The organism is Knoellia sp. 3-2P3, from assembly GCF_029223115.1.
Classification (GTDB): domain Bacteria; phylum Actinomycetota; class Actinomycetes; order Actinomycetales; family Dermatophilaceae; genus Pedococcus_A.
Genome location: NZ_JARGZE010000001.1, coordinates 476,697 through 497,134, shown reverse-complemented (window position 1 = coordinate 497,134; position 20,438 = coordinate 476,697). Strand labels below are relative to the sequence as shown.

Annotated in this window: 19 protein-coding genes; 6 read left to right on the top strand and 13 right to left on the bottom strand. The window is 73.3% G+C overall.

Annotated features, from left to right (window positions below):
• Window positions 1-65: 65 nt before the first annotated feature.
• The 4 genes from P0Y31_RS02395 to P0Y31_RS02380 are packed head-to-tail and all read right to left on the bottom strand — an operon-like array spanning window position 66 to window position 4,609.
• A complete protein-coding gene (locus P0Y31_RS02395; RefSeq protein ID WP_275866470.1) occupies window positions 66-1,070 on the bottom strand; it encodes a glycosyltransferase in 1,005 nt (334 codons plus the stop codon).
• Complete coding sequence (locus P0Y31_RS02390) at window positions 1,067-2,320, bottom strand: oligosaccharide flippase family protein (RefSeq protein WP_275866469.1); 1,254 nt, start codon at window positions 2,318-2,320, stop codon at window positions 1,067-1,069. The genes P0Y31_RS02395 and P0Y31_RS02390 overlap by 4 nt, the downstream gene beginning before the upstream one ends.
• A gap of 4 nt (window positions 2,321-2,324) precedes the next feature.
• Window positions 2,325-3,491, bottom strand: coding sequence for a glycosyltransferase family 4 protein (locus P0Y31_RS02385; protein ID WP_275866468.1), 1,167 nt, complete (start codon window positions 3,489-3,491; stop codon window positions 2,325-2,327).
• Window positions 3,488-4,609 carry a glycosyltransferase family 4 protein gene (locus tag P0Y31_RS02380; protein WP_275866467.1) on the bottom strand — a complete coding sequence of 374 codons (1,122 nt, stop codon included), beginning with the start codon at window positions 4,607-4,609 and terminating at the stop codon, window positions 3,488-3,490. The genes P0Y31_RS02385 and P0Y31_RS02380 overlap by 4 nt, the downstream gene beginning before the upstream one ends.
• 348 nt (window positions 4,610-4,957) lie before the next feature.
• Between P0Y31_RS02380 and P0Y31_RS02375 the strand changes: the two genes are divergently transcribed.
• Complete coding sequence (locus P0Y31_RS02375; protein WP_275866466.1) at window positions 4,958-5,839, top strand: glycosyltransferase; 882 nt, start codon at window positions 4,958-4,960, stop codon at window positions 5,837-5,839.
• Here the strand turns inward: P0Y31_RS02375 and P0Y31_RS02370 are convergent.
• Window positions 5,836-6,444 (bottom strand): hypothetical protein, encoded by a 609-nt coding sequence (locus P0Y31_RS02370; protein WP_275866465.1) that lies wholly within the window; start codon window positions 6,442-6,444, stop codon window positions 5,836-5,838. The two genes, P0Y31_RS02375 and P0Y31_RS02370, sit on opposite strands and share 4 nt — an antisense overlap.
• Window positions 6,445-6,487: 43 nt before the next feature.
• Here P0Y31_RS02370 and P0Y31_RS02365 point away from each other — a divergent pair, with 43 nt between their 5' ends.
• The 3 genes from P0Y31_RS02365 (at window position 6,488) to P0Y31_RS02355 (ending at window position 9,002) form a co-directional block, all read left to right on the top strand.
• Window positions 6,488-7,471 carry a DUF2332 domain-containing protein gene (locus tag P0Y31_RS02365; protein ID WP_275866464.1) on the top strand — a complete coding sequence of 328 codons (984 nt, stop codon included), beginning with the start codon at window positions 6,488-6,490 and terminating at the stop codon, window positions 7,469-7,471.
• A gap of 15 nt (window positions 7,472-7,486) precedes the next feature.
• Window positions 7,487-8,296 carry an RNA methyltransferase gene (locus P0Y31_RS02360; RefSeq protein WP_275866463.1) on the top strand — a complete coding sequence of 270 codons (810 nt, stop codon included), beginning with the start codon at window positions 7,487-7,489 and terminating at the stop codon, window positions 8,294-8,296.
• Window positions 8,297-8,369: 73 nt separating this feature from the next.
• Entirely contained in the window at window positions 8,370-9,002 is a 633-nt protein-coding gene (locus P0Y31_RS02355) for a VOC family protein (RefSeq protein WP_275866462.1), read from the top strand.
• A gap of 19 nt (window positions 9,003-9,021) precedes the next feature.
• On the opposite strand, the gene P0Y31_RS02350 is transcribed toward P0Y31_RS02355, so the two are convergent.
• Complete coding sequence (locus P0Y31_RS02350) at window positions 9,022-9,432, bottom strand: hypothetical protein (protein ID WP_275866461.1); 411 nt, start codon at window positions 9,430-9,432, stop codon at window positions 9,022-9,024.
• A gap of 107 nt (window positions 9,433-9,539) precedes the next feature.
• Between P0Y31_RS02350 and P0Y31_RS02345 the strand changes: the two genes are divergently transcribed.
• Window positions 9,540-11,255 (top strand): FAD-dependent oxidoreductase, encoded by a 1,716-nt coding sequence (locus P0Y31_RS02345; RefSeq protein WP_275866460.1) that lies wholly within the window; start codon window positions 9,540-9,542, stop codon window positions 11,253-11,255.
• A 17-nt stretch (window positions 11,256-11,272) separates the two neighbouring features.
• Window positions 11,273-12,652 (top strand): adenylate/guanylate cyclase domain-containing protein, encoded by a 1,380-nt coding sequence (locus P0Y31_RS02340; RefSeq protein ID WP_275866459.1) that lies wholly within the window; start codon window positions 11,273-11,275, stop codon window positions 12,650-12,652.
• 106 nt (window positions 12,653-12,758) lie between these two features.
• On the opposite strand, the gene purB is transcribed toward P0Y31_RS02340, so the two are convergent.
• From purB to cydB, 7 genes are all read right to left on the bottom strand, one after another.
• On the bottom strand, window positions 12,759-14,168 hold the full coding sequence (gene purB / locus P0Y31_RS02335) for an adenylosuccinate lyase (RefSeq protein ID WP_275866458.1): 1,410 nt from the start codon (window positions 14,166-14,168) through the stop codon (window positions 12,759-12,761).
• Window positions 14,169-14,243: 75 nt separating this feature from the next.
• Window positions 14,244-14,804 (bottom strand): low molecular weight protein-tyrosine-phosphatase, encoded by a 561-nt coding sequence (locus P0Y31_RS02330; protein ID WP_275866457.1) that lies wholly within the window; start codon window positions 14,802-14,804, stop codon window positions 14,244-14,246.
• Complete coding sequence (locus tag P0Y31_RS02325) at window positions 14,801-15,631, bottom strand: M56 family metallopeptidase (protein WP_275866456.1); 831 nt, start codon at window positions 15,629-15,631, stop codon at window positions 14,801-14,803. Before P0Y31_RS02325 ends, P0Y31_RS02330 begins: the two co-directional genes overlap by 4 nt.
• Window positions 15,632-15,672: 41 nt before the next feature.
• A complete protein-coding gene (locus P0Y31_RS02320; protein ID WP_275866455.1) occupies window positions 15,673-16,095 on the bottom strand; it encodes a BlaI/MecI/CopY family transcriptional regulator in 423 nt (140 codons plus the stop codon).
• A 5-nt stretch (window positions 16,096-16,100) separates the two neighbouring features.
• Window positions 16,101-17,738, bottom strand: coding sequence for a thiol reductant ABC exporter subunit CydC (cydC, locus tag P0Y31_RS02315; protein WP_275866454.1), 1,638 nt, complete (start codon window positions 17,736-17,738; stop codon window positions 16,101-16,103).
• The gene (gene cydD, locus P0Y31_RS02310) at window positions 17,735-19,360 is read right to left on the bottom strand and encodes a thiol reductant ABC exporter subunit CydD (RefSeq protein ID WP_275866453.1); all 1,626 of its coding nucleotides are present in this window, start codon (window positions 19,358-19,360) and stop codon (window positions 17,735-17,737) included. The genes cydC and cydD overlap by 4 nt, the downstream gene beginning before the upstream one ends.
• Window positions 19,360-20,400 (bottom strand): cytochrome d ubiquinol oxidase subunit II, encoded by a 1,041-nt coding sequence (cydB, locus tag P0Y31_RS02305; protein ID WP_275866452.1) that lies wholly within the window; start codon window positions 20,398-20,400, stop codon window positions 19,360-19,362. The genes cydD and cydB overlap by 1 nt, the downstream gene beginning before the upstream one ends.
• Window positions 20,401-20,438 lie beyond the last annotated feature (38 nt).

The following is a 20,438-nucleotide window of genomic DNA, read 5'->3' as shown; positions in this document are numbered from 1 at the left end:
GCCGGCACCCGCGCGCAGTCCGAAGACCGGTGCCCTTCGAGTCCACCTCGACCCCCCAAGCTGCCCTACTCAAGCGCTGCGGCGATCTCGCGCGCCCTGTCCACGTAGCGATGGTTGCCCCCGACGATGCGCTGGTGGCCCGACCGCGCTATCGCCATCGCCCGGTCGGGGTTGTCCCTGCACCATTGCAGGACCTGGTGCAGTTCGTCCTCATGCGAAAAGAGCAGGCATTCCGTTCCCTCGGTCAGCAGTGCTGCGTGCTCGTCGGTCCGCTCGCCCACGAACAGGCCCCCCGCCGCCGGCACCTCGAGGGAGCGGCACGTGTGGGTGTCACGGTTGTCCGAGTTGAGGAGGACGAGGTTGGCCGTCACGGAGGCCACGACGGTGGAGAAGTGCTCGCCGTACACGGGTCCCCCCACGGTGGCCCGGGTGAGGCGCAGCTGCGGGACGCGCCACCACCCCGGCCCTCGCACGACGAGCTGTTCACCGAAGCGGCGCGCCAGGGTGAGCACCTCGTCCCGGCGGTCGGGCCGGCACGTCCCGATGAAGCCGACCAGGTACCGGCGCGTCGAGCGGTGCGCCGACAGGTGGTGCCAGGCCGGGTCGTAGGCGCTGTGCACGAACGTGACCGCCTGCGCGCCGCGGGCGAGGAGCTCGTCGACGTTGTGTCGCTTGGTGGTCACGAGGAGGTCCCACTCGTGCTCCCAAGCCAGGTAGTCGGGCGAGGTGTTGTACGGGTTCGAGGCGTCGTCAGGGCTGTAGTGGACGCGCCACCGGGCCGGGGTGTCGAGAAGGCGCCGCTGGTCGAGGTGGATGGTCTTGAAGCAGAACAGCAGGTCCGGCCGCAGGTCCGCGGCAACGCGTTCGATGCGCCGGTGCACCGCCTCGACCTCCCAGGGTGCGCGCCTCCCCCGGGCCTTGGCGTACATCCACGGCGGGGACAGCCGCGGGGGGAGGGAGACGCCGGTGGAGTCCACGACGACGACCTCATGACCGGCCTGACGGAAGCCGTCGGCGAGCGAGCGGGCGTTGCTCCCCACCCAGTCGTCGCCGACGTAGAGGATCCTCATGCGCGGGCCACCCCTGCGAGTCGCACCGCTCGCTCCTCCCGCGCCAGCCGTCGCATCCTGATGATGAACCAGAGCGCGACGGCGAACTCGCAGACCACGGTGCCTCCGACGAGGGTCCACACCGAGTGGGTGTGGAAGGTGAGGAACAGGGTCGCTGCGGCGACGCAGGTGCCGAGGACCGACCCGATCAGCACTCCGGCGGTGTCGCCTCGAACGGGCAGGACCGCAGTGGTGACGAACGAGCTGAGCGCGGCGGCAGGCAGGAGCAGCGCCTCGAGCCGCAGCAGCGGGATGGCCTCGGTGAACTCGCTGCCGAAGACGAGGTTCACCAGCAGCGGGGCGGTGACCCACAGCGCCGCGGCAGCCAGGACGCCGACGCCGGTGCAGGCGAGCAGGGCGGTCGTGGTCCGTCGCCAGAAGCGCTCGTCGGCAGCGCCGTTCGCCATCCGGGGGAGCATGGCGAAGCCGATGGGGTCCAGCAGCGACTGGACGGCACGCACGAGCCGGTCGCCGGCCGAGAAGACGCCCAGCGTCGCCGCGTTGAGGACGGAGGAGTAGATCGCCGCAGAGCCCTGGCCGTAGCTCATCACCAGCAGTCGAGAGGTGAACAGCGGGACGGCCAGGCGCACGGTCGCCCGGACGTGCCGTGGCGGTGAGGGGCGGCCGAAGCTGCGAAGGGAGTCGCGCCAGGTCAGCACCACGGGGAGGGCGGAGGACACGAGCAGGCACAGGAGCGCTGCGGAGGCGGTCGGGAACCGTCGCAGAGCCAGCAGCAGCAGCACCAGGTAGGCGACGCGTCCCACGGCCTGGTAGGCCGTCGACGCGCCGAACCTGCCCTGGCCGATCAGCACCCAGTCCTCGGAGGTCGAGGCGAACCCGCCGGTGAAGAGCCCCAGCAGGATCATGTGGACGTGGGCCTCGACGTCGGCCGCGAGACCGATGGCGAGGGCTGCCCCGAGAGCCGCGAGGACGGCCACGCGGATGGCGAGGTAGTCCCCCCGGAGCTGGTTGACGTCCGCCGTGGGCATCTTCGCGGCCAGGAACTGGGTGATGCCGAGGTCGACGAGCAGGGAGCCGACGAAGAAGGCGGACATCCCGATGGAGAGCAGCCCCAACCCCTCGGTGCCGAGCGTGCGGGCCAGCAGGGGCAGCGTCACGGCGGTGACGACGTACTGTCCGTACTTCCCGAAGCTGACGTAGCCGATGTCGCGCACGATCGCGGCCAGCCGGTGGGTGGTTCCGCTGCTCACGCCCTCACCCCTCGGACCGGACGGTGGGTGCGGAGCGGGAGGGTGTCGACATCGACTCCAGGAAGGCCGCGGTCCTGCACGCCGACTCCTCGAGGTCGAAGGCCTCCGCACGCCGCCGGCCCTGCGCGGAGAGCCGCTCGCGCAGGGCGCGATCCCCGATCACGATGTCGAGGGCGGCCGTGAGCTGCTCCTGGCTCCCGGCGTCGACCAGCAGTCCGCTCACGCCGGGCTCGACGATCTCCGCCGGCCCGCCCGGCCGTGAGGCGATCACCGCGCACCCGGCCTGCAGGCCCTCGAGGACGACCTGCCCGAACGGTTCGGCGATCACCGAGCAGTGCACGAGGATGTCGGCTTGGCACATGTAGGACTGCGGGTCGTCCACGTGCCCGGTGAAGGTGACCGGGAGGTCGAGCGCGCGGGCGAGGTGCTCGAGCTCGTCGCGGAACGCGTCCTCGTCGAAGAGGGTCCCCCCGACCAGGTAGATGCGGGCGGGTCGAACCCGCGCCTGCGCCACCGCCCGGAGGAAGACGTCCTGCCCCTTCCAGCGCGTGAGCCTGCCGACGACGGCGATGACCGTCTCCGGGGGATCTCGCTGGGCCTCCCGCTCCTGCGTGGCGGCCACCTCGATGCCCGGGTAGACGACGACCGCCGGCCGGCCCCTCAGGAACAGCGTGTCCATCGTCGACCGGCTGTTCGCGATGTAGCCGCGGCTCACCAGCCACCCCAGGCCCCGGATGAAGGTCGACATGGCCCAGCCGAAGTACTCCCGCGTGACGCGGTCGTGGACGTGCCAGACCAGCGGCAGTCCCGCGCGGCGGGCCGCGACGGCGCCGATCACCAGCGCCTTGGTGCTGTGGGCGACCACGACCGACGTCTCCGACCCCGCCGCCGTGTCGCCCAGCTCGCGCCCGAGGCGCACCAGCCGGGCAAGCCCGACCAGGAGGTGCTGCGGCCGCCAGTCGCCGATGGTCATCGCCCGGCTGTCGAAGGTGCTGCTCAGCACGGCGGTCCGCACGCCGTCGCGGCGCAGCTGCTCCACCATCGGCCCGTCCTGCGCGAACGTGACCGCCACGTCGACCCCGCGGCGCCGCAGGGCGAGGGCGAGCCGGCCCATGCACAGCTCCGCCCCCGAGGGCGCGGCCGTGTGGGTGACGAAGAGCGGTCTGGTCATGAGACCAGCTCGCGGTACATCGCAACGTGCCGCGAGGCGGCTGCCTCCCACGAGAACGACTCCGCGTGCGCGCGGCACGCCCGTGTCCCCGGCACCTGGCCCTCCAGGGCGCGGACGATGCGGTCGCCGAGGGCCTCGGCATCACCCGCCGGGACGACGAGGGAGGCGTCGAGGTGCTGCACCGAGTCCGGCAGCCCCCCGCAGTCCGTCACCACTGGTGCCCGGCCGGCCGCGAGCGACTCGAGGGCCGCCAGCCCGAACCCCTCGAGTGAGACCGACGGCACGACGGTCAGGGCCGCCTGCGCGTACAGCTCGGCCAGCTCGTCGTCGTCGACCTCGCCTGCGAACGTGATCCGGTCGCCGACGCCCGACGCGGCCGCCTGGGCTCGCAGGTCAGCCGCCTGGGTGCCGGTTCCGACGACCACGAGCCGGGCCTCGGGGTGGTCGGCGGTCACGGCGCGCCACGCCTGGATCAGGACGTCGACGCCCATCCGGCGCTCGAGGCGTCGAACGCACAGGACCATGGGTGTGGGTCGTGGGGGGTCCGTGGCGTGGAACCGGGTCAGGTCGACGCCGGGAGGGATGACCCGGACCAGCCCGGAGGGCACGTGGTACTGCTCGCTGAGCAGCTCCGCGAAGTGCCGCGAGAGCACGACGAAGCGGTCGGCGCCGGCGTACCGCGCTCGCTCGAGCCAGTACTTGGCGGCTGCGGTGAGGTCGCCCGCGCCCGCGACACGGCTCTCCGCAGCCCACGGTCCGTGGAAGTGCACCACCAGGGGGTGCCTGCCGCGGCGGCTCGTGCGGGCGCGCCCGTAGAGGCTGAAGTGGCGGTCGATGACCGCGGTCGAGGGCAGCGAGGCGTCATCGCGCAGCGACGCGCAGGCGCGCCGCAAGGTGGAGCCGTCCGGTGCGCCCCAGGTCTGGCCGCCACGTGCGGGACGGCCGAAGGCGACGGCGGAGACTTCCGCGTCGGGTCGGGACCGCAGCGCGGTGTAGAGGTCCGTGAAGTAGCGGTTCAGGCCGCCGGGGGCCGTGCCGAACCACGCCGAACCGGTCATGTGGACTCGCACGGGCTCGGCAGCCCGCGGGGCCTCGGGACCGGGGGTCGTGGGGTTCATGGGCGCCACCCTGGGATGTCGGGTCAGGTCCACCCGGCATGGCTCGGGCACCGGAGGCTGTCGAGGCTGCGGGTGTCGCAGAGTCGGAGGGGTCCGATCGGCAGCCACGCTACGCGGCGCCGTGGGGGCCGGGATCGTGCGAAAGGCGGGCCCGGGCTGGCCCCCCGTCACGAGGGCGGACCGCCCCAAAAGGCCGAGGCAGGGCACCGGGCGAACCCGTCGATCGTCTGTGTCCGCCCGATGCCGGCGCGACGTACGGTCGAGTCGTCTCGACAAGGGGGCCCTCACGACCGGTCGCCCGCGGCTGCCCGCTGCGGCGCCACCGCCCGTTAGTCAGGAGAAGCTGTGGTGAGTCCGTCGGTGTCCATCTGCGTCCCCGCCTTCAACGCTGCGCGCACCCTCGAGGAGACCCTGCGTTCCATCCTGGGCCAGGACGTGGACGCCGAGGTCCTCGTGCTCGACAACGCCAGCGACGACGACACCGGGGCCATTGCGCGCTCCTTCGGCGACCCGCGCGTGCGCACCGCCCGGAACGATGCGGTCCTGGGCATCGGCGACAACTGGAACAAGGCGGTGGCCCTCACCACCGGGGACCTCGTGAAGGTCGTGTGTGCCGACGACCTGCTGATGCCGGGCTCGATCCAGGCCCAGGCGGACGTCCTGGGCGACCCGCGGATCGCGCTCACCTCGGCACGGTTCGAGGTCATCGACGAGGTGGGCGAGCTCCTGGAGACGGGGCTCGGCATACCGGGGCTCGAGGGTGTGCAGACACCTCGCACGCTGGTGCGGGCCATCGTGCGGCGCGGCCCGGCCGACTTCGGGCCCACGGCGGGCACCATGTTCCGGCGCGAGCACTTCGACCGGGTCGGTGGCTTCCGCGGCGACCTGGTGTTCCCGATGGATGTGGACCTCTTCGCACGGGTGTGCGCCTTCGGCCTGTTCTACGGGATGCCCGAGCTGGCGGCCGCGTGGCGGGACTCGGCGTTCAACCTGTGCAGCCGGACGTCGTCGTGGAGCAAGCTGACCGACATGCTGCGCTTCCACCACCGCATCGCCAAGGACTTCCCCGAGCTGGTGTCGGTCGGCGACGTGGTGGCGGGCGACGCCCGGCTGGTCCGCGCCGGTCTGGAGCGCCTGTCCGTGCGGTCCCGGGCGGTGGTGGCCCGCGCCGGCGTGCCTCGCCGTGGGGGGCCACCCCGCCCCGAGCCCGGGCTGCCCGGCCAGCTCTAGCGGGACTGCAGGGCGTCGAGGGCGACGGCCATCGCCAGGGCCATCCGCCAGTCGAGCTGCCACCCGTTGCTCGCCACCGGCACGTGCACGTCGTAGCGGTCCCGCAGGGACCGGCGGCGCTCCGAGCTGAGCACGAGGGTGCCGTCGGCCGCGGTGAAGTCGAAGTGGAAGACGAACGGGCTCGGCAGGTCGCTGAGGATGGGCAGCATCTCCCAGGCCCGGCGGGCCAGGGCGACGTTCTGGTTGCGCTCGGTGCCGGTGGCCTCGAGGCCGTCGGGGGTGCCGAGCTGCCACGTCGAGCGCAGCAGCGAGGTGCCGAAGTCCTTGCGGAACCAGCCGATCGGCACACCCGTGCCGTCGAGCACGTCGTAGGTGGCACCGAGGTCGAGGCGCTTGCGGGCCTTGAAGGAGAAGACCGGCGTGGTGCGCGCCTCGTCGGAGTAGAAGGTGACCTCCTCCTTGAGGGCGACGCGCTTCTGCTGGGCGACCGCGAGCACCGGACCCTCACCGCCGGAGCCGTCGGAGGTCGTCACCTCGTACCGGTTCACCATGAGGGTGACCTTCTGGCGCAGGTGGAAGTGCTCGGTCGTGGCGGGCAGCGTCATGGGGGCATTGTGTCCCAAACCGGGCATGACAGGCTCTGTTCCCATGAACCCCGCCAGGCCCAGCACCGCGGAGGAGTACCAGCGGTTCGCCGAGGTGCAGGCGCGCGGCAGCTCGCCGGCGTACGAGCGGCTGGCCGGGGCGGTCGCGCGGAGCGGGCCGGTGCTCGACCTGCTCGCGAGCCTTCCCGAGCCCAAGCGCCAGCCGAACCTGCTCTTCGCGGTGGGTCGCCTCCTCGGCGGACCCGTCACCGAGCCCGACGCCTTCACGCAGTGGCTGGTCGAGCACTGGCACGAGGTGCGCCCTGAGGTGCTCGCCCGGAGCACCCAGACCAACGAGGCGGCACGGTGCGCCACCCTGCTGCCGGTGCTCGGCGGCATACCGGGGCCACTCGCCCTCCTCGAGGTGGGCGCCTCGGCGGGGCTGTGCCTGTATGCCGACCGGTACCGGTACGACTACCGCCACGGGCGGGGCGGTGGCGTCACCACCGTGGGCGGTGACCACGGGGTGGCGCTGGAGTGCCTGCTGGAGAACGACGTGCCGCTGCCCACGGTGGTGCCCGAGGTGGTCTGGCGCGCCGGTCTCGACCTCAACCCGCTGGACCTGACCTCCGGAAGCGACCTGGCCTGGCTCGAGGCGCTGGTGTGGCCGGAGCACGAGGAGAGGCGACGCCGGCTCGGTGCGGCCGCCGACCTGCTGCGCGCCGACCCGCCCCTGCTGGTGGCCGGCGACCTCGTGGAGGACCTGCCCGCGCTCGCGGCGCAGGCCCCCTCGGACGCGACCCTCGTGGTGTTCCACAGCGCGGTGCTGGCCTACGTGGCCTCGGAACGCCGTCGGCGGTTCGCCGACGTGGTGGCGGACCTCCCGGGCCACTGGGTCGCGAACGAGGCGCCCGCCGTGCTGGAGGGCCTGGTGGCGCCGCCGGCCGTCGACGCCCCCGGCGCCGGCCGGTTCCTCCTGGCCCTCGACGGGGTGCCCGTGGCCTGGGCCGGTCCGCACGGGCAGAGCCTCTTCCGGATCGATCAGTGACATGCTTGGCCCGCCATGTCTGACCTGATCATCACCTCGCCGTCCAACCAGCGCCTGAAGTCGCTCACGGCCCTGCGGCGGCGCCGTGTGCGCGAGGAGTCGGGCCTGACCCTCATCGAGGGCTTCGAGGAGCTGACCCTCGCCCTCGAGGCAGGCGTCCTGCCGCAGGCCGTCTACTACTGCCCCGAGCTCATGCTCGACCCGACGAGCCAGCTCGCGGTGGTCTCCGACGTCGCAGCCAGAGGTGTCGACACCGTGCAGCTCGGTCGCGCCGCGTTCGAGAAGGTGGCCTACCGGGAGGGCCCCGACGGTTTCCTCGCCGCCGTCGCCTCGGTGGCACGGGCCTGCGCCGACCTCGCCGTCGGCGCCGACGCGCTGACCCTGCTCTGCCAGGGCGTCGAGAAGCCCGGCAACCTCGGCGCCATGCTGCGCACCGCCGACGCGGCCGGGGTGCAGGCGGTCATCGCCGCGGACCCCGTCACCGACTGGGGCAACCCCAACCTGGTGCGGGCCAGCAAGGGCACCGTCTTCTCCGTGCCGGTCTGCAGCGACAGCACCGCCGCGACGATCGGGTGGCTCGAGGAGCGCGGCATCGCCCTCGTCGCCACCACTCCCGACACCGACCTCGACTACACCGACGTCGACTACACCGGGCCCGTGGCGATCGCGGTCGGGGCGGAGAAGTACGGCCTGACCGACGAGGTCCTGGCCGCGGCGGCATACCGGGTGCGCATCCCCATGGTGGGCCGGGCCAACTCCCTGAACGTCGCCACCTCCGCCGCCATCGTCATCTACGAGGCGGTCCGGCAGCGCCGGTCACGCTGATCCTGACGGGCGGGTAAGGGGTGGCCCACCCCCGTGTCAAGAGCACCCCAAATCGTGTGTCACGATGTTCTGCATGCGAGTTGACCACGTTTCCTACGCCGCCGAGCACGACGGCCTGAAGGCGACGGCTGAGCGTCTGGCAAAGCTGATCGGCGTCGAGCCGGTCGATGGGGGAGTCCACCCGCGGTTCGGCACCCGGAACGTGATCTTCCCGCTGGCGCACGACCGCTACGTCGAGGTCGTCGAGGTGCTCGACCACCCCGCGTCCGACAAGGCGCCGTTCGGCCAGGCGGTCCGCGCCCGCTCCGAGGCCGGCGGTGGCTGGCTCGGCTGGGTCGTCGCCGTCGACGACATCAAGCCCTTCGAGGAGCGCCTCGGCCGCGAGTCCGCCGACGGCTACCGCCACCGCCCCGACGGCACCGAGCTGAAGTGGCGCCAGCTGGGCGTCAAGGGCCTGATCTCCGACCCGCAGCTCCCGTTCTTCGTCGAGTGGCAGACCCCGGAGTGCCACCCCTCGGTCGACGCGCACACCGACGTCACCATCAAGGGCCTGCAGATCGCCGGCGACCCCGAGCGCGTGCGTGACTGGCTGAACTGGCCCGCCCACGAGCCGACCACCATCGACTTCACCTTCGTGGCGCCGCACGGCACGCCGGGCCTGCTCTCGGTCACCTTCGAGACGCCCAGCGGCGAGGTCACCGTCTGACCGACGGCCGAGCTGTGTTTCAGGGGAGCCTGGCCTGCAGCATCTCCCGCACCGACCGCCGGGGCGCCCGCGCCAGCCACGCGTCGGCGACGACCTCCTCGAGCTCCTGGGCGCTGACCTGTCCGATGTCCCGTTCGCGCAGGAGCACCGCCCGGTAGCCGTCCCAGTGCGGGGTCGTGAAGAACGGGCCGTCCGCAGCCACCATGGCCTCCTTGTCGCCGAGGTCGGGCACGTAGAAGACGAGCACGTCCTCCATCCGCTCACCCGTCTCGGGGTCGACCGCGTCGGGCCGGGGCTCGCGGGAGAAGACGAACTTCCTGCCGGCGACCGCGTAGGAGTGGCGGCCGCTCTCGGAGGTGCTGCGCTCGACGTCCGGCAGCCGCATGGCGAAGACGTCGATGTCGCCAAGCCGGGCGGGCCGCTCGCTCACGTGTCCACGGTAGGACCAGGGCGGGGGCCTACGCCATCGGCGGGATCTGTCGTCGCCGGTCCCGCCCTAGCCTGAGCGGGAAGCCACTGCCCCCGGCTGGAGTCGCCATGCCCCGTCCCCTCCTGCTCGCCGTGGACGCCGACCCGGAGGCGCTCTCACGGATCGAGGCCCACCTCCAGCGCCGTTTCGGCGCCGACTTCCGCGTGCGCGGAGAGCAGACGGCCGCGGCGGCGCTCGCCCAGCTCGAGGCCGCGCGCGAGCGCGGGGACCCCGTGGCCACCGTGCTCGCCGACCAGTGGCTGCCGGACCTGCCCGGTGCCGAGCTGCTCGGGCGCGTGCGCACGATGCACCCGGACGCCAGACGCGCCCTGCTGGTGCCGTGGGGGGCCTGGTCCGACCGCCCCACGGCCGAGGCGATCCTGCGCGCCATGGCGATGGGCGACATCAACTACTACGTGCTCAAGCCGTGGTCCGAGCAGGACGAGCTGTTCAACCGCACCGTCGGCGAGTTCGTGCACGAGTGGTCGCGCACGGTCGTCAGCGCCCTGCGGGAGGTCATCGTCGTGGCGGAGCGCCGCGCGGCGCGCGCCCACGGCATACGAAACCTGTTGACCCGCAACGGCATCCCGCACGCGTTCCTGGAGCGTGGCACGGCTGCGGCGAACGCCGCGCTGGCGCGGATCGGCATGCGCCACCCCGAGGGCCCGAGCGGACCGGTGGTGGTCTGGATGCCGGCCCTGGGCGGCAAGGTGCTGCTCGACCCGACCGACGCCGAGATCTGCGAGGCGTGGGGCATCCGCACCGAGCTGCCCGACGACGAGCGGGATTTCGACGTGCTCGTCGTGGGGGCGGGACCGGCGGGGCTGGCGGCCTCGGTCTACGCCTCGTCCGAGGGGCTGCGCGTCCTCACCGTCGAGCGCGAGGCCCTGGGCGGCCAGGCCGGCTCGAGCTCGCTGATCCGCAACTACCTGGGCTTCTCGCGCGGGCTCAGCGGCGCCGAGCTCGCGCAGCGCGGCTACCAGCAGGCCTGGGTCTTCGGCGCCCACTTCCTGCTGACCCGCGAGGTGACGCACGCGCACCGCCGGGAGGGCACGTTCGTGGCCCACATCTCCGACGTCGGCGAGGTGACCGCCTCCACGGTCGTGCTGGCCACCGGGGTCGCCTACCGGCGGCTCGGCATCCCCGAGCTCGAGCGGCTCAGCGGGGCAGGGGTCTACTACGGCGCCAGCGTCTCCGAGGCCCAGGCCCTTACGGGCCTGCAGGTCGTCGTGCTCGGCGGCGGCAACTCGGCCGCCCAGGCGGTGCTGCACCTGCAGCGGTATGCCGCGGGCGTGCGCCTCGTCGTGTGGTCCAAGGCCCTGAACGAGGGCATGTCGCAGTACCTCGTCGACGAGATCGAGGCCAACCCCGGCATCACCGTCGAGCTCGACACCGAGGTGGTCGGCGGGGGCGGCGAGGGATGGCTGCAGGAGCTGGTGCTGCGGCGACGCTCCACCGGTGAGGAGCGCACCGTGCCCGCCGACGCGCTGTTCGTCATGATCGGGGCCGAGCCGCACACCGGGTGGCTGCCCGAGGAGGTCGCCAGGGACGAGCGAGGGTTCGTGCTCGCCGGCTCGGACGTCGTCGCCAGCGGGCGGTGGCCGCTGGAGCGGGCGCCCTTCCCCTACGAGACGTCGCTTCCGGGGTTCTTCGCGGTCGGCGACGTGCGGCACTCGTCGGTGAAACGGGTCGCCTCTGCGGTGGGGGAGGGCTCGGTGGTGGTGTCGCAGCTGCACCAGTACCTCGCCGCCCAGCGGGCGAAGGCCCCTGCTGGCGGGCCCTGATGGCCTCGGGTGCGGCAGTGCCCGCACCGGCAGCCGAGCGCCACCCACCGCGCCCCGTGCCCGTCGTCGCAGCGGCCGTGGCCCTCCTGCTGCCCGTGGCCGGCCTCGCCCTGCTGCTGGGGTGGCCCCACCTCGACCTGCTGTGGAGCCACCAGCCGGCCCACTTCTGGCTGGTGCTCGGTGCCGCCGTGCTCAGTGCCATCGTCGCCTACGGCACGGGGGTGGCGGCGGAGCGCCGCGGCGACGCCCGGGTGCTCTTCGTCTCGCTCGCCTTCCTGTCGGCGGCCGGCTTCCTGGGGCTGCACGCGCTGGCCACGCCCAAGGTGCTGCTCGAGACGCCCAACGCCGGCTTCACGATCGCGACGCCGATCGGCATCGCGATCGGCTCCGGCTTCGCGGTGGCCTCGGCCGGCCGCTTCGACGGCGACGCCGGGGTGCGCGCGATGCGGCGTGGCAGGCTGCTGCGCCGGGCGCTGCTCGGGCTCATGGGGCTGTGGGCGGTCTTCTCCGTCGCGGAGCTGCCGCCGATGGACCAGCGCACCGCGCCCGAGCAGGCCTCCGGGCCGATGGTGGTCATGGCCGTGGCAGCGGTCGGGCTGTACCTGTGGAGCGCCTGGCGCTACGTCGCGCTGTGGCGCCACCGCGGGGGCCTGATGCCCGTGGCCGTGGCGGGGGCGTTCGTCCTGCTCGCCGAGGCCATGGTCGTCCTGGTGTTCGGGCGTCCCTGGCACCTCAGCTGGTGGGAGTGGCACGTGCTCATGCTGCTGGCGTTCGGCCTCGTCGCGTGGGGTGCGCAGCAGCAGTGGCACGAGGAGCGGTTCGCCGACCTCTACCTCGACCAGACCGTCTCGGGCAGCCGCGACATGAGCATCCTGTTCGCCGACCTCCAGGGCTTCACGAGCTGGTCGGAGGCGCACGACCCGCAGGAGGTGACGGCGATGCTCAACACCTACTTCGAGGTCGCCATCCCACCCGTGGTCAAGGCACACGGCGGCGACATCGACCGGCTGATCGGTGACGCGATCATGGCCACCTTCAATCGGCGCGGCGACCAGCCAGACCACGCCCGCCGTGCCGCGGCCGCCGCCCTCGAGCTGCAGCGCACCACCGCGCGGGTGGCGCAGGAGCACCCGGACTGGCCACGCTTCCGGGTGGGGGTCAACAGCGGCGAGGTGTCGCTGAGCCTGTTGGGTGCAGGGGGTGGGCGCACCCACACCGTCATCGGCGACACCGTCAACGTGGCGTCGCGGCTGGAGGCCAAGGCCCCGGTCGGTGGGGTGGCCATCGGGGAACAGACCTTGGCCCGCCTTCCCGGCGCGGTGACCGAGCCGCTCGGCGCGCTCGAGCTCAAGGGCAGGGCCGAGCCGGTCGAGGCCCACGTGCTGCACTCCCTGTGAGGACCCGACTCGACCCCTCTCCTGCAGCAACTTCTGCTAGCAGGTGTTGCTGCCGACGACCCACGTTGCTGCACACCCCCGCGGCAGCAACCTGTGCTGAGTCGCGTCAGTCCAGGTAGTCGACGAGCTGCGGTGCGGCCCCGATGTAGGTGGCCGGCGTCATCGCGGACAGGCGAGCGGCGACGTCGTCGGGCAGGCCGAGGCCGGCGATGAACGCGCGCAGGTCGTCGCCGGTGATGCGGCGGCCGCGGGTCAGCTCCTTGAGCCGCTCGTAGGGCTCGTCCATCCCGGGCACGCCCTGAGCGCCGAGCGCGCGCATGGCCGACTGCACCGGCTCGCCCAGCACCTCCCAGTTGGCGTCGAGGTCGGCCGCCATCGCCGCAGGCACCGCGTCGAGCCCGGCGAGGCCGCGGGTGACGTTGTCGAGCGCGAGCAGCGAGTGGCCGAAGGCGGTGCCGATGTTGCGCTGCATCGAGGAGTCGGTGAGGTCGCGCTGCAGCCGCGAGGTCACCAGCGTCGACCCCAGCACGTCGAGCAGGGCGTTGGAGACCTCGAGGTTGGCCTCGGCGTTCTCGAACCGGATGGGGTTGACCTTGTGCGGCATCGTCGACGAGCCGACCGTCCCCTGGCCGCGCACCTGGGCGAAGTAGCCCATCGAGATGTAGGTCCACACGTCGGTGCAGAGGTTGTGCAGCACCCGGTTGAAGCGAGCGACGTCGGCGTAGAGCTCGGCCTGCCAGTCGTGGCTCTCGATCTGGGTGGTGAGCGGGTTCCAGGCCAGGCCGAGACCCTCGACGAAGGACTGGCTGATCGAGGGCCAGTCGGCCTCGGGCACGGCCGCCAGGTGGGCACCGAACGTGCCGGTCGCGCCGTTGAGCTTGCCGAGGTACTCCGCCGCCTCGATGCGCCGCAGCTGGCGCTGGAGCCGGTGGGCCAGCACCGCCAGCTCCTTGCCCATCGTCGTCGGGGTGGCCGGCTGGCCGTGGGTGTGCGCCAGCAGCGGCACCTCGCGCAGGTCGGACGCCATGGTGGCGACCGCCTCGACGAGCGCCTGCGCCTTGGGCAGCCAGACCTGCTCGACCGCGCCCTTGACCATCAGGGCGTAGGAGAGGTTGTTGATGTCCTCGGACGTGCAGCAGAAGTGGATCAGCTCGGCCAGGCCCTCGTCCTCGGGCGCCGGGGCGATCTCGGTGAGCCGGCGCTTGAGGAAGTACTCGACCGCCTTCACGTCGTGCTGGGTGACCCGCTCGATCTCGCCCATCTCGGCGACCTGCTCGGGGCCGAACTCCTCGACGACCGCACGCAGGGCCTTCTGCTCCTCGTCGGTGAGGGCCCGCACGCCCGGCACGACCTGGTGCGTCGTGAGGTGGATCAGCCACTCGACCTCGACCCGCACGCGCTCGCGGTTGAGCGCCGGCTCGGAGAGGTGGTCGACGAGCGGGGCGACGGCGCTGCGGTAGCGACCGTCGAGGGCGCCGAGGGCGAAGGGGGGAGTCGCGTCAGCAAGCGAGGCCATGGCCCTCATCCTCCCAGACCCCTCGGGCGCGCCGGTCACGCGTCCGTCGAGGAGCGGGTATGCCGCGCGGCCACCTCAGCTCCTCAGCGCGCCACTGCGCGCGGCCAGCTCGGCTCGGACGTGCTCGACCACCCCGGCCGCGGCGGCGGTGACCTCGGCGTAGGTCTGGTCGAAGGCGGCGCCGTCGCCGTACCAGGGGTCGTCCATGTCGAGCTCTCCGGTCGCCACCGCCTCGGGGTCGAACCCGCGGAACAGCCGGATGCGGGAGCGCAGCTCCTCGGTTCGGGCCATCCGTCGCAGGTCGTCGAGGTGGCCCGAGTCGGCGGCGAGGATGAGGTCGCGTCCGTCGATCCACGAGTGCTCGAACTGCCGAGCCACGTGGTCGCCGCCGCCGACGTCGGGGTGGCCGTTGCGCCGCAGCACCTCGAGGGTGCGGCGGTCGGCGGGGTTGCCGACCTCCCAGGCGGAGGTGCCGGCCGAGTCGACCTCCACCCGGTCGCCGAGCCCGGCCTCCTCGAACAGCTCGCGAAGGATGAACTCGCCCATGGGCGAACGGCAGATGTTGCCGGTGCAGACCACGATGACCCGGTAGGGCTCGTGACGCTCGTGGTGGGCAGGGCTCGAACCGGTGCTCATGCCCCCATTGAACCGAGCGCGAGCCCCACCAGCGCGAGCGGGGCGGCCAGCACCCCGGCGGCGAACGCGTAGACGACCGGCGCCAGCCACCGCGGCGCGTCGTCCTGGGCCAGCAGCGCCATCCGGGTCCTGGTCGCGCCGACGTCGGCGGTGGCGGCCAGGGCCGTGTCGGGGTGCGACGCCCCGGCGAGGGCCACCAGGGCTCGGGCCAGCGGAACCGGCCCGGCAGCGCGCCTCGCCGCGCGGTCGGCGAGCACCTCCACCAGCAGCCGCACCTCGCGCAACGCCTCGGGCGCCTGCAGGCGGGCGGGTGCCGACTGGTGCAGCACCGTGAAGAACTCCAGCACGAGGTCGTGCCGCTCGCGCAGGTGGGCCCGCTCGTGGGCGAGCACCGCGTCGAGCTGGTCGGCGGGCAGGGTGCGCAGCGTCCCCTCGGTCAGCACCACCCGTCGGCGCAGGCCGGGCAGGCAGTATGCCGTCGGCGTGGGGTGCGCGAGGACGCGCACCTCCTCGTCGACCGCCTCACCCAGGGCGTCGACGAGGAGCCGGTGCTCACGGCGGGCAGCCCGCAGCCGGGTGCCGACGAGGTGGCCCGACCACAGCAGCCGGCCGAGCACGAGCCCGCTGAGGACCAGGGCGGGCACGGCAGCCCACCGAGCCCAGCCGGACCCCTCGAGGACGAGCACGTGAACGGCCAGCGGCGCGGCGCTCACCGCAGCGATGAGGGCCGCCAGCGACACGGACTGCCAGCCGAGCAGTGCGGCTCGCGGCGCCCGGCGGAACACCTCCTGCCGCGCCATCACCCGAGGGGCCACGGCGGTCAGCACCACGGCGAGGGCGGCCAGCGCGACCGCCGCGACGGCTGGGCTCAGCGCCGCCCCCCACCGCTGGTCCGGCTGTGCCGCTGCTCGACCTCGGCCAGCGCGGCCTTGAGGTCGGCGATCTCCTCGGGGGTGGCGTCGCCGAGGAAGTGCAGCATGGCGGCTCGGCGGTCGGCCGACGGCAGGCCCTGCAGCTGGCCCAGCATGCTGCTGGCGGTGAGCTCCTCGCGGGTGCCCGCCGCGGCATACAGGAAGGCCCGGCCGGCCCGCTTCTTGACGAGCAGGCCGGCGTCGGCCAGCCGCGTCATCACCGTCATCACCGTCGTGTAGGCGAGGTCGCGGCTGCGCAGCAGGGCGTCGTGCACCTCGCGCACCGATACCGACGGCTCGCCGGCCTCGCCGAGCGCCCAGACCTGGTCCATGACCGCGCGCTCGAGGTCGCCGAGCTTGTTGATCGACTTCGTGGGCACCGCGCTCACCTGCCTTCCGCAGCAAGTGTCGCAGCGCCGAGGTCGAGCGTGCGCGCCGCCCCGTCGAGGCCGTCGGGACGGTGGCTGACCACCACGACGGTGCGGCCGGCGCTCGCGGCGAAGAGGTCGTGCAGCACGGCCTCGGCGGTGGGGTGGTCGAGGTGCGCCACCGGCTCGTCGAGCAGCAGCACCGGCCGACCCGAGAGCAGGGCCCGCGCGATGCCCAGCCGGGCGCGCTCCCCACCGCTCACGCCGGTGCCGCCGGCACCGAGGCGGGTGTCGAGGCCGTCGGCCAGCGCGTGGCGCCAGGCGCGAAGACCCGCCGCGTCGAGCGCGGCCTCGACGTCGGCGTCCGTGGCGTCAGGCCGGGCCAGCCTCAGGTTCTCGCGGACGGTGCTGGCGAACAGGTGGGGCTCGTCGTCGACCACGGCGAACAAGGCCCGCAGCGCGTCGAGGTCGAGCTCGCGCACCTCGACGCCGTCCACCTCGTAGCGACCCGAGGCCGGGTCGAGGTGGCGGGCCAGCACCGCCAGCAAGGTCGACTTGCCGCAGCCGTTGGCCCCGGTGACCGCCACGGTGGTGCCGGGCGGCAGGTCGAGCGTCAGCGGGGCGACGGCGGTGCGGTGCCCGTCCCACGACGCGGTGACGTCGGTGAGGCGCAGGTGAGGGGCCCGTCCCGGGGCCCGGGAAGGCAGGCGGTCGCCGGTGGGTCCAGTGGCCGGCGCCTGGTCGAGCAGGTCGTGCAGCCGCGCGTCGCTGGCCTGCGCCCGGGCGAGGGCCCGCATCGCGTCGGAGAGCGGGGAGAGCACGTCGGCCAGGGCGAAGGGTGCGAGCACGAGCAGCGCGGCGACCGGCGCACCGACTGCGGCCGGGTCGACCCCGACCGCCGCGACGACCGTCGCCACCGCAGTCGCGAGGGGCAGCAGGGCAGCCGCCAGGGCGCGGCCGCGGCTCTGGCGACGGGTGGCCGCCTCGACCGCGGTGTGGGCGTCACGCACCCAGCCCAGCGCGGTGTCCTCGGCCCCGATGGCCTGCAGGTCGCCGGCGTGCTGGGCGACCAGCTCGCTGACCCGCGACACCTCGGCCCGCGCGGCGAGCAGCTCGGCCTGCGAACGGGCCTCGAGCCGCCAGGCGAGCCACGCGGTCAGGGCCGCCACCGCGAGAAGGCCGGTGACCGCCAACCCGACGCGGGGGTCGACCAGCGCGGTCAGCGCAGCGGTGAGCGCACCGGTGACCGTCGTGGCGATCACCGGCACGGTGACCCGCACCTGCGCGTCGACCACGTCCTCGAGGTCGTCGACCACCCCGGCCAGCACGTCGGCCCGGCCGCGCGTGCCGAGGCGGGCCGGCGTCAGGGGGATGAGGCGCTCGTAGACGCCGGTGCGGCGCACGGCCAGGTCGTCGAGGGCGGCGTCGTGGGAGCGCAGCCGCTCCCAGTAGCGGAAGACCGGACGGGCCAGGCCGAAGGTGCGCACCGCCACGATCGCGGTGAGCAGGGTCAGGATGATCGGACGCTCGCTGGCCCGCACGATGAGCCAGCCCGAGGTGGCGGTGAGGGCGACCCCAGCGGAGAGGGCGGCCGCCCCGAGCAGGCCCGCGACGGCGGTACGGGCGGTGGGGCGCAGGAGGTGGGCGCGGCTCACGGCTGGGTCTCCCTGGTGCTGGGCGACGACACCGTCCGGCCGTGCTCGAGGTGCACGTGCGCGTCGGCGGCAGCCACCAGCTCGGGCCGGTGGCTCACGGCGATGACGCAGCGCAGGGAGCCCAGGGTGCGGATGGCCTCGTGCGCCACCTCGGCCGACTCCGGGTCGAGATGGGCAGTCGGCTCGTCGAGCAGCACGACCGTGGCGTCGGAGAGCGTGGCACGGGCGAGCACGAGCCGGGCCCGCTGCCCGGCGGAGAGGCCGAAGCCGTCGTCACCGATCCGGGTGTCCAGCCCGTGCGGCATCGCGGCCACGGCGCCCTCGAGCCCGAGGTCGCGCAGCGCCTGCCACAGGGCGTCCTGGCCGGCGCCGGTGCCGAGCGAGAGGTTGGCCCGCACGGTGTCGGCGGTGAGGAACGGGCGCTGGCTGACCAGGTGGGCCCGGGGCACGCTCAGGCTCCCGGCCTGCGGCGTGCGGGTGCCGGCGAGCAGCTCGAGCAGCGTCGTCTTGCCGGTGCCGGAGGGCCCGGTGAGCACGGTCAGGCCCGGGCCGGCGGTGAGCGAGACGTCCTCGAGCACCGCGGTGCTCGTGCCGGGGTAGGTGTACGAGAGACCGGACGCGACCACGGTCGCGGACCGCGCCGGACCGTCGGCCCCGCTCGACGGGGCGGCGCCGTGACCGCCGGAGCTGGGTGCCAGGTGCCCCTGGATGTCGGCCAGCGCCTCGGCGCCGTCGGCGGCGGCGTGGAACTCGGCGCCGACCCGGCGGATCGGCCAGTACGCCTCCGGAGCCAGCAGGATCGCGACCAGGCCGGTGCCCAGCGCGACCGAGCCGTGCGAGAGGCGGATGCCGACGGTGACCGCCACCATCGCGACCGAGATGGTCGCCAGCAGCTCGAGGGCGGCCGAGCTGAGGAACGCCAGCCGCAGCGTCTCCATGGTGGTGCGGCGGTGCCGCTGGCTCACCGACGAGATGGTCTCGACCTGGCGTCCCGCCCTGCCGTAGCTGACCAGGGTCGGCAGGCCGCGCATGACGTCGAGGAAGTGGCCCGAGAGGGCCGACAGGGCGCGCCACCGGCGCTGCGTCGCGTCGCGGGTGCTGGCGCCGATGAGCGCCGCGAAGACCGGCAGCAGCGGCACGGTCAGCGCCACGATGAGGGCGCTGGGCCAGTCGACGACCGCCAGCGTGGCGATCGCCAGGGGCGGCACCACGGCGGCGGTGACGAGGGCCGGCAGGTAGCGGGCGACGTAGGGCTCGACGCTCCCGGCACCCTGGGCGGCGAGCGACACCGCGTGCGCCGGGTCGGGCCGTCGGTCGGCGTCGGCCCGCACCCACGCGCCGAGCAGCTGCTCCCGCAGGGCGGCACTCACCCGGGCTCCCGCCCAGGCGGACACCCGCTCGGAGGTCCACGACAGGCCGGCCCGCACCACGAAGAGACCCGCCAGCCACGCACCCGGGCGAGCGACCGGCATCCCCTCCACCACCGCGACGACGACGGCGGTGAGCGCGAAGGCCGTCGCGATCGTGGCCACGCCCTGCAGCACCCCGACCACGGCCAGGGCGACCACGGGCCTGCGCGCGGCCGGGGCCGCGCGCAGGAGCTGGGGGTCGAAGGGCCGCATCAGTGGGACAGCGCGACCGGCTCGGAGGCGGCCGGGATGTGCTGGGTGCCGATGCGCTTGCGGAAGACCCAGTAGGTCCACGACTGGTAGAGCAGCACGATCGGCGTGAACACCAGCGCCACCACGGTCATGATCTTCAGGGTGTAGTCGGTGCTGGAGGCGTTGTCGACCGTGAGCGACCAGGCCTCGTTGAGCGTGCTCGGCATGACGTTGGGGAAGAGCAGCAGGAAGTAGGTCGCCACCGCCATCGCGATCGTGACGAACGTGCCGATGAAGGCCCAGCCCTCACGCCCGCGCAGGTTGGCCGCCAGCGCCGCCAGCAGCGACCCGGCCGCGACCACGGTCGTCAGCCACGACCAGGCACCGCCGTGCTGCACGCCCAGCACGAGCAGCAGGGTCACGGCGAGCAGTGCGGTCACCACGCCGACCTTGGTCGCCACGTCACGGGCGTCCTCACGGATCTGGCCTGTGGTCTTCAGGGCGGTGAAGATCGCGCCGTGGGTGAGGAACAGGCCGAGCGTGACGAGGCCGCCCAGCAGCGAGACCGGGTTGAGCAGCGTGAACAGGTTGCCGGTGAACTCCTTGTCGGCGTCGATCGGCAGGCCGTTCACGAGGTTGGTCAGCGCCACGCCCCAGAGCAGGGCGGGCACGAATGAGCCGACGATGATCGCCTTGTCCCAGTTGGCCCGCCACCGGTCGTCGTCGCGCTTGCCGCGGTAGTCGAAGCCGAGGTTGCGCACGATCAGCGCCACGAGGATGAGCAGTAGCGGCAGGTAGAAAGCGCTGAACATCGTGGCGTACCAGTGGGGGAAGGCCGCGAAGGTGGCGCCACCGGCGGTCAGCACCCACACCTCGTTGCCGTCCCAGACCGGGCCGATGGTGTTGATGAGCACCCGGCGCCGCTTCTCGGTGTCGGCGGCGTCGGTGCCGCGGCCGAGCACCGGCAGCAGCATGCCGACGCCGAAGTCGAAGCCCTCGAGGACGAAGTAGCCCGTCCAGAGCACGCCGATGATGATGAACCAGATCGTGGGGAAGTCCATTGACTTTCAGTCCTTTTCGGTATGCCGCGTGGTCGCGT

Excerpts from the sequence above, each read along its gene's own strand:
- cydB (WP_275866452.1), bottom strand. The coding sequence starts at position 20,400 with ATGGACTTCCCCACGATCTGGTTCATCATCATCGGCGTGCTCTGGACG.
- P0Y31_RS02380 (WP_275866467.1), bottom strand. The coding sequence starts at position 4,609 with ATGAACCCCACGACCCCCGGTCCCGAGGCCCCGCGGGCTGCCGAGCCC.
- P0Y31_RS02345 (WP_275866460.1), top strand. The coding sequence starts at position 9,540 with ATGCCCCGTCCCCTCCTGCTCGCCGTGGACGCCGACCCGGAGGCGCTC.
- P0Y31_RS02365 (WP_275866464.1), top strand. The coding sequence starts at position 6,488 with ATGAACCCCGCCAGGCCCAGCACCGCGGAGGAGTACCAGCGGTTCGCC.
- P0Y31_RS02395 (WP_275866470.1), bottom strand. The coding sequence starts at position 1,070 with ATGAGGATCCTCTACGTCGGCGACGACTGGGTGGGGAGCAACGCCCGC.
- P0Y31_RS02360 (WP_275866463.1), top strand. The coding sequence starts at position 7,487 with ATGTCTGACCTGATCATCACCTCGCCGTCCAACCAGCGCCTGAAGTCG.
- purB (WP_275866458.1), bottom strand. The coding sequence starts at position 14,168 with ATGGCCTCGCTTGCTGACGCGACTCCCCCCTTCGCCCTCGGCGCCCTC.
- P0Y31_RS02355 (WP_275866462.1), top strand. The coding sequence starts at position 8,370 with ATGCGAGTTGACCACGTTTCCTACGCCGCCGAGCACGACGGCCTGAAG.
- P0Y31_RS02330 (WP_275866457.1), bottom strand. The coding sequence starts at position 14,804 with ATGAGCACCGGTTCGAGCCCTGCCCACCACGAGCGTCACGAGCCCTAC.
- P0Y31_RS02370 (WP_275866465.1), bottom strand. The coding sequence starts at position 6,444 with ATGACGCTGCCCGCCACGACCGAGCACTTCCACCTGCGCCAGAAGGTC.
- cydD (WP_275866453.1), bottom strand. The coding sequence starts at position 19,360 with ATGCGGCCCTTCGACCCCCAGCTCCTGCGCGCGGCCCCGGCCGCGCGC.
- P0Y31_RS02385 (WP_275866468.1), bottom strand. The coding sequence starts at position 3,491 with ATGACCAGACCGCTCTTCGTCACCCACACGGCCGCGCCCTCGGGGGCG.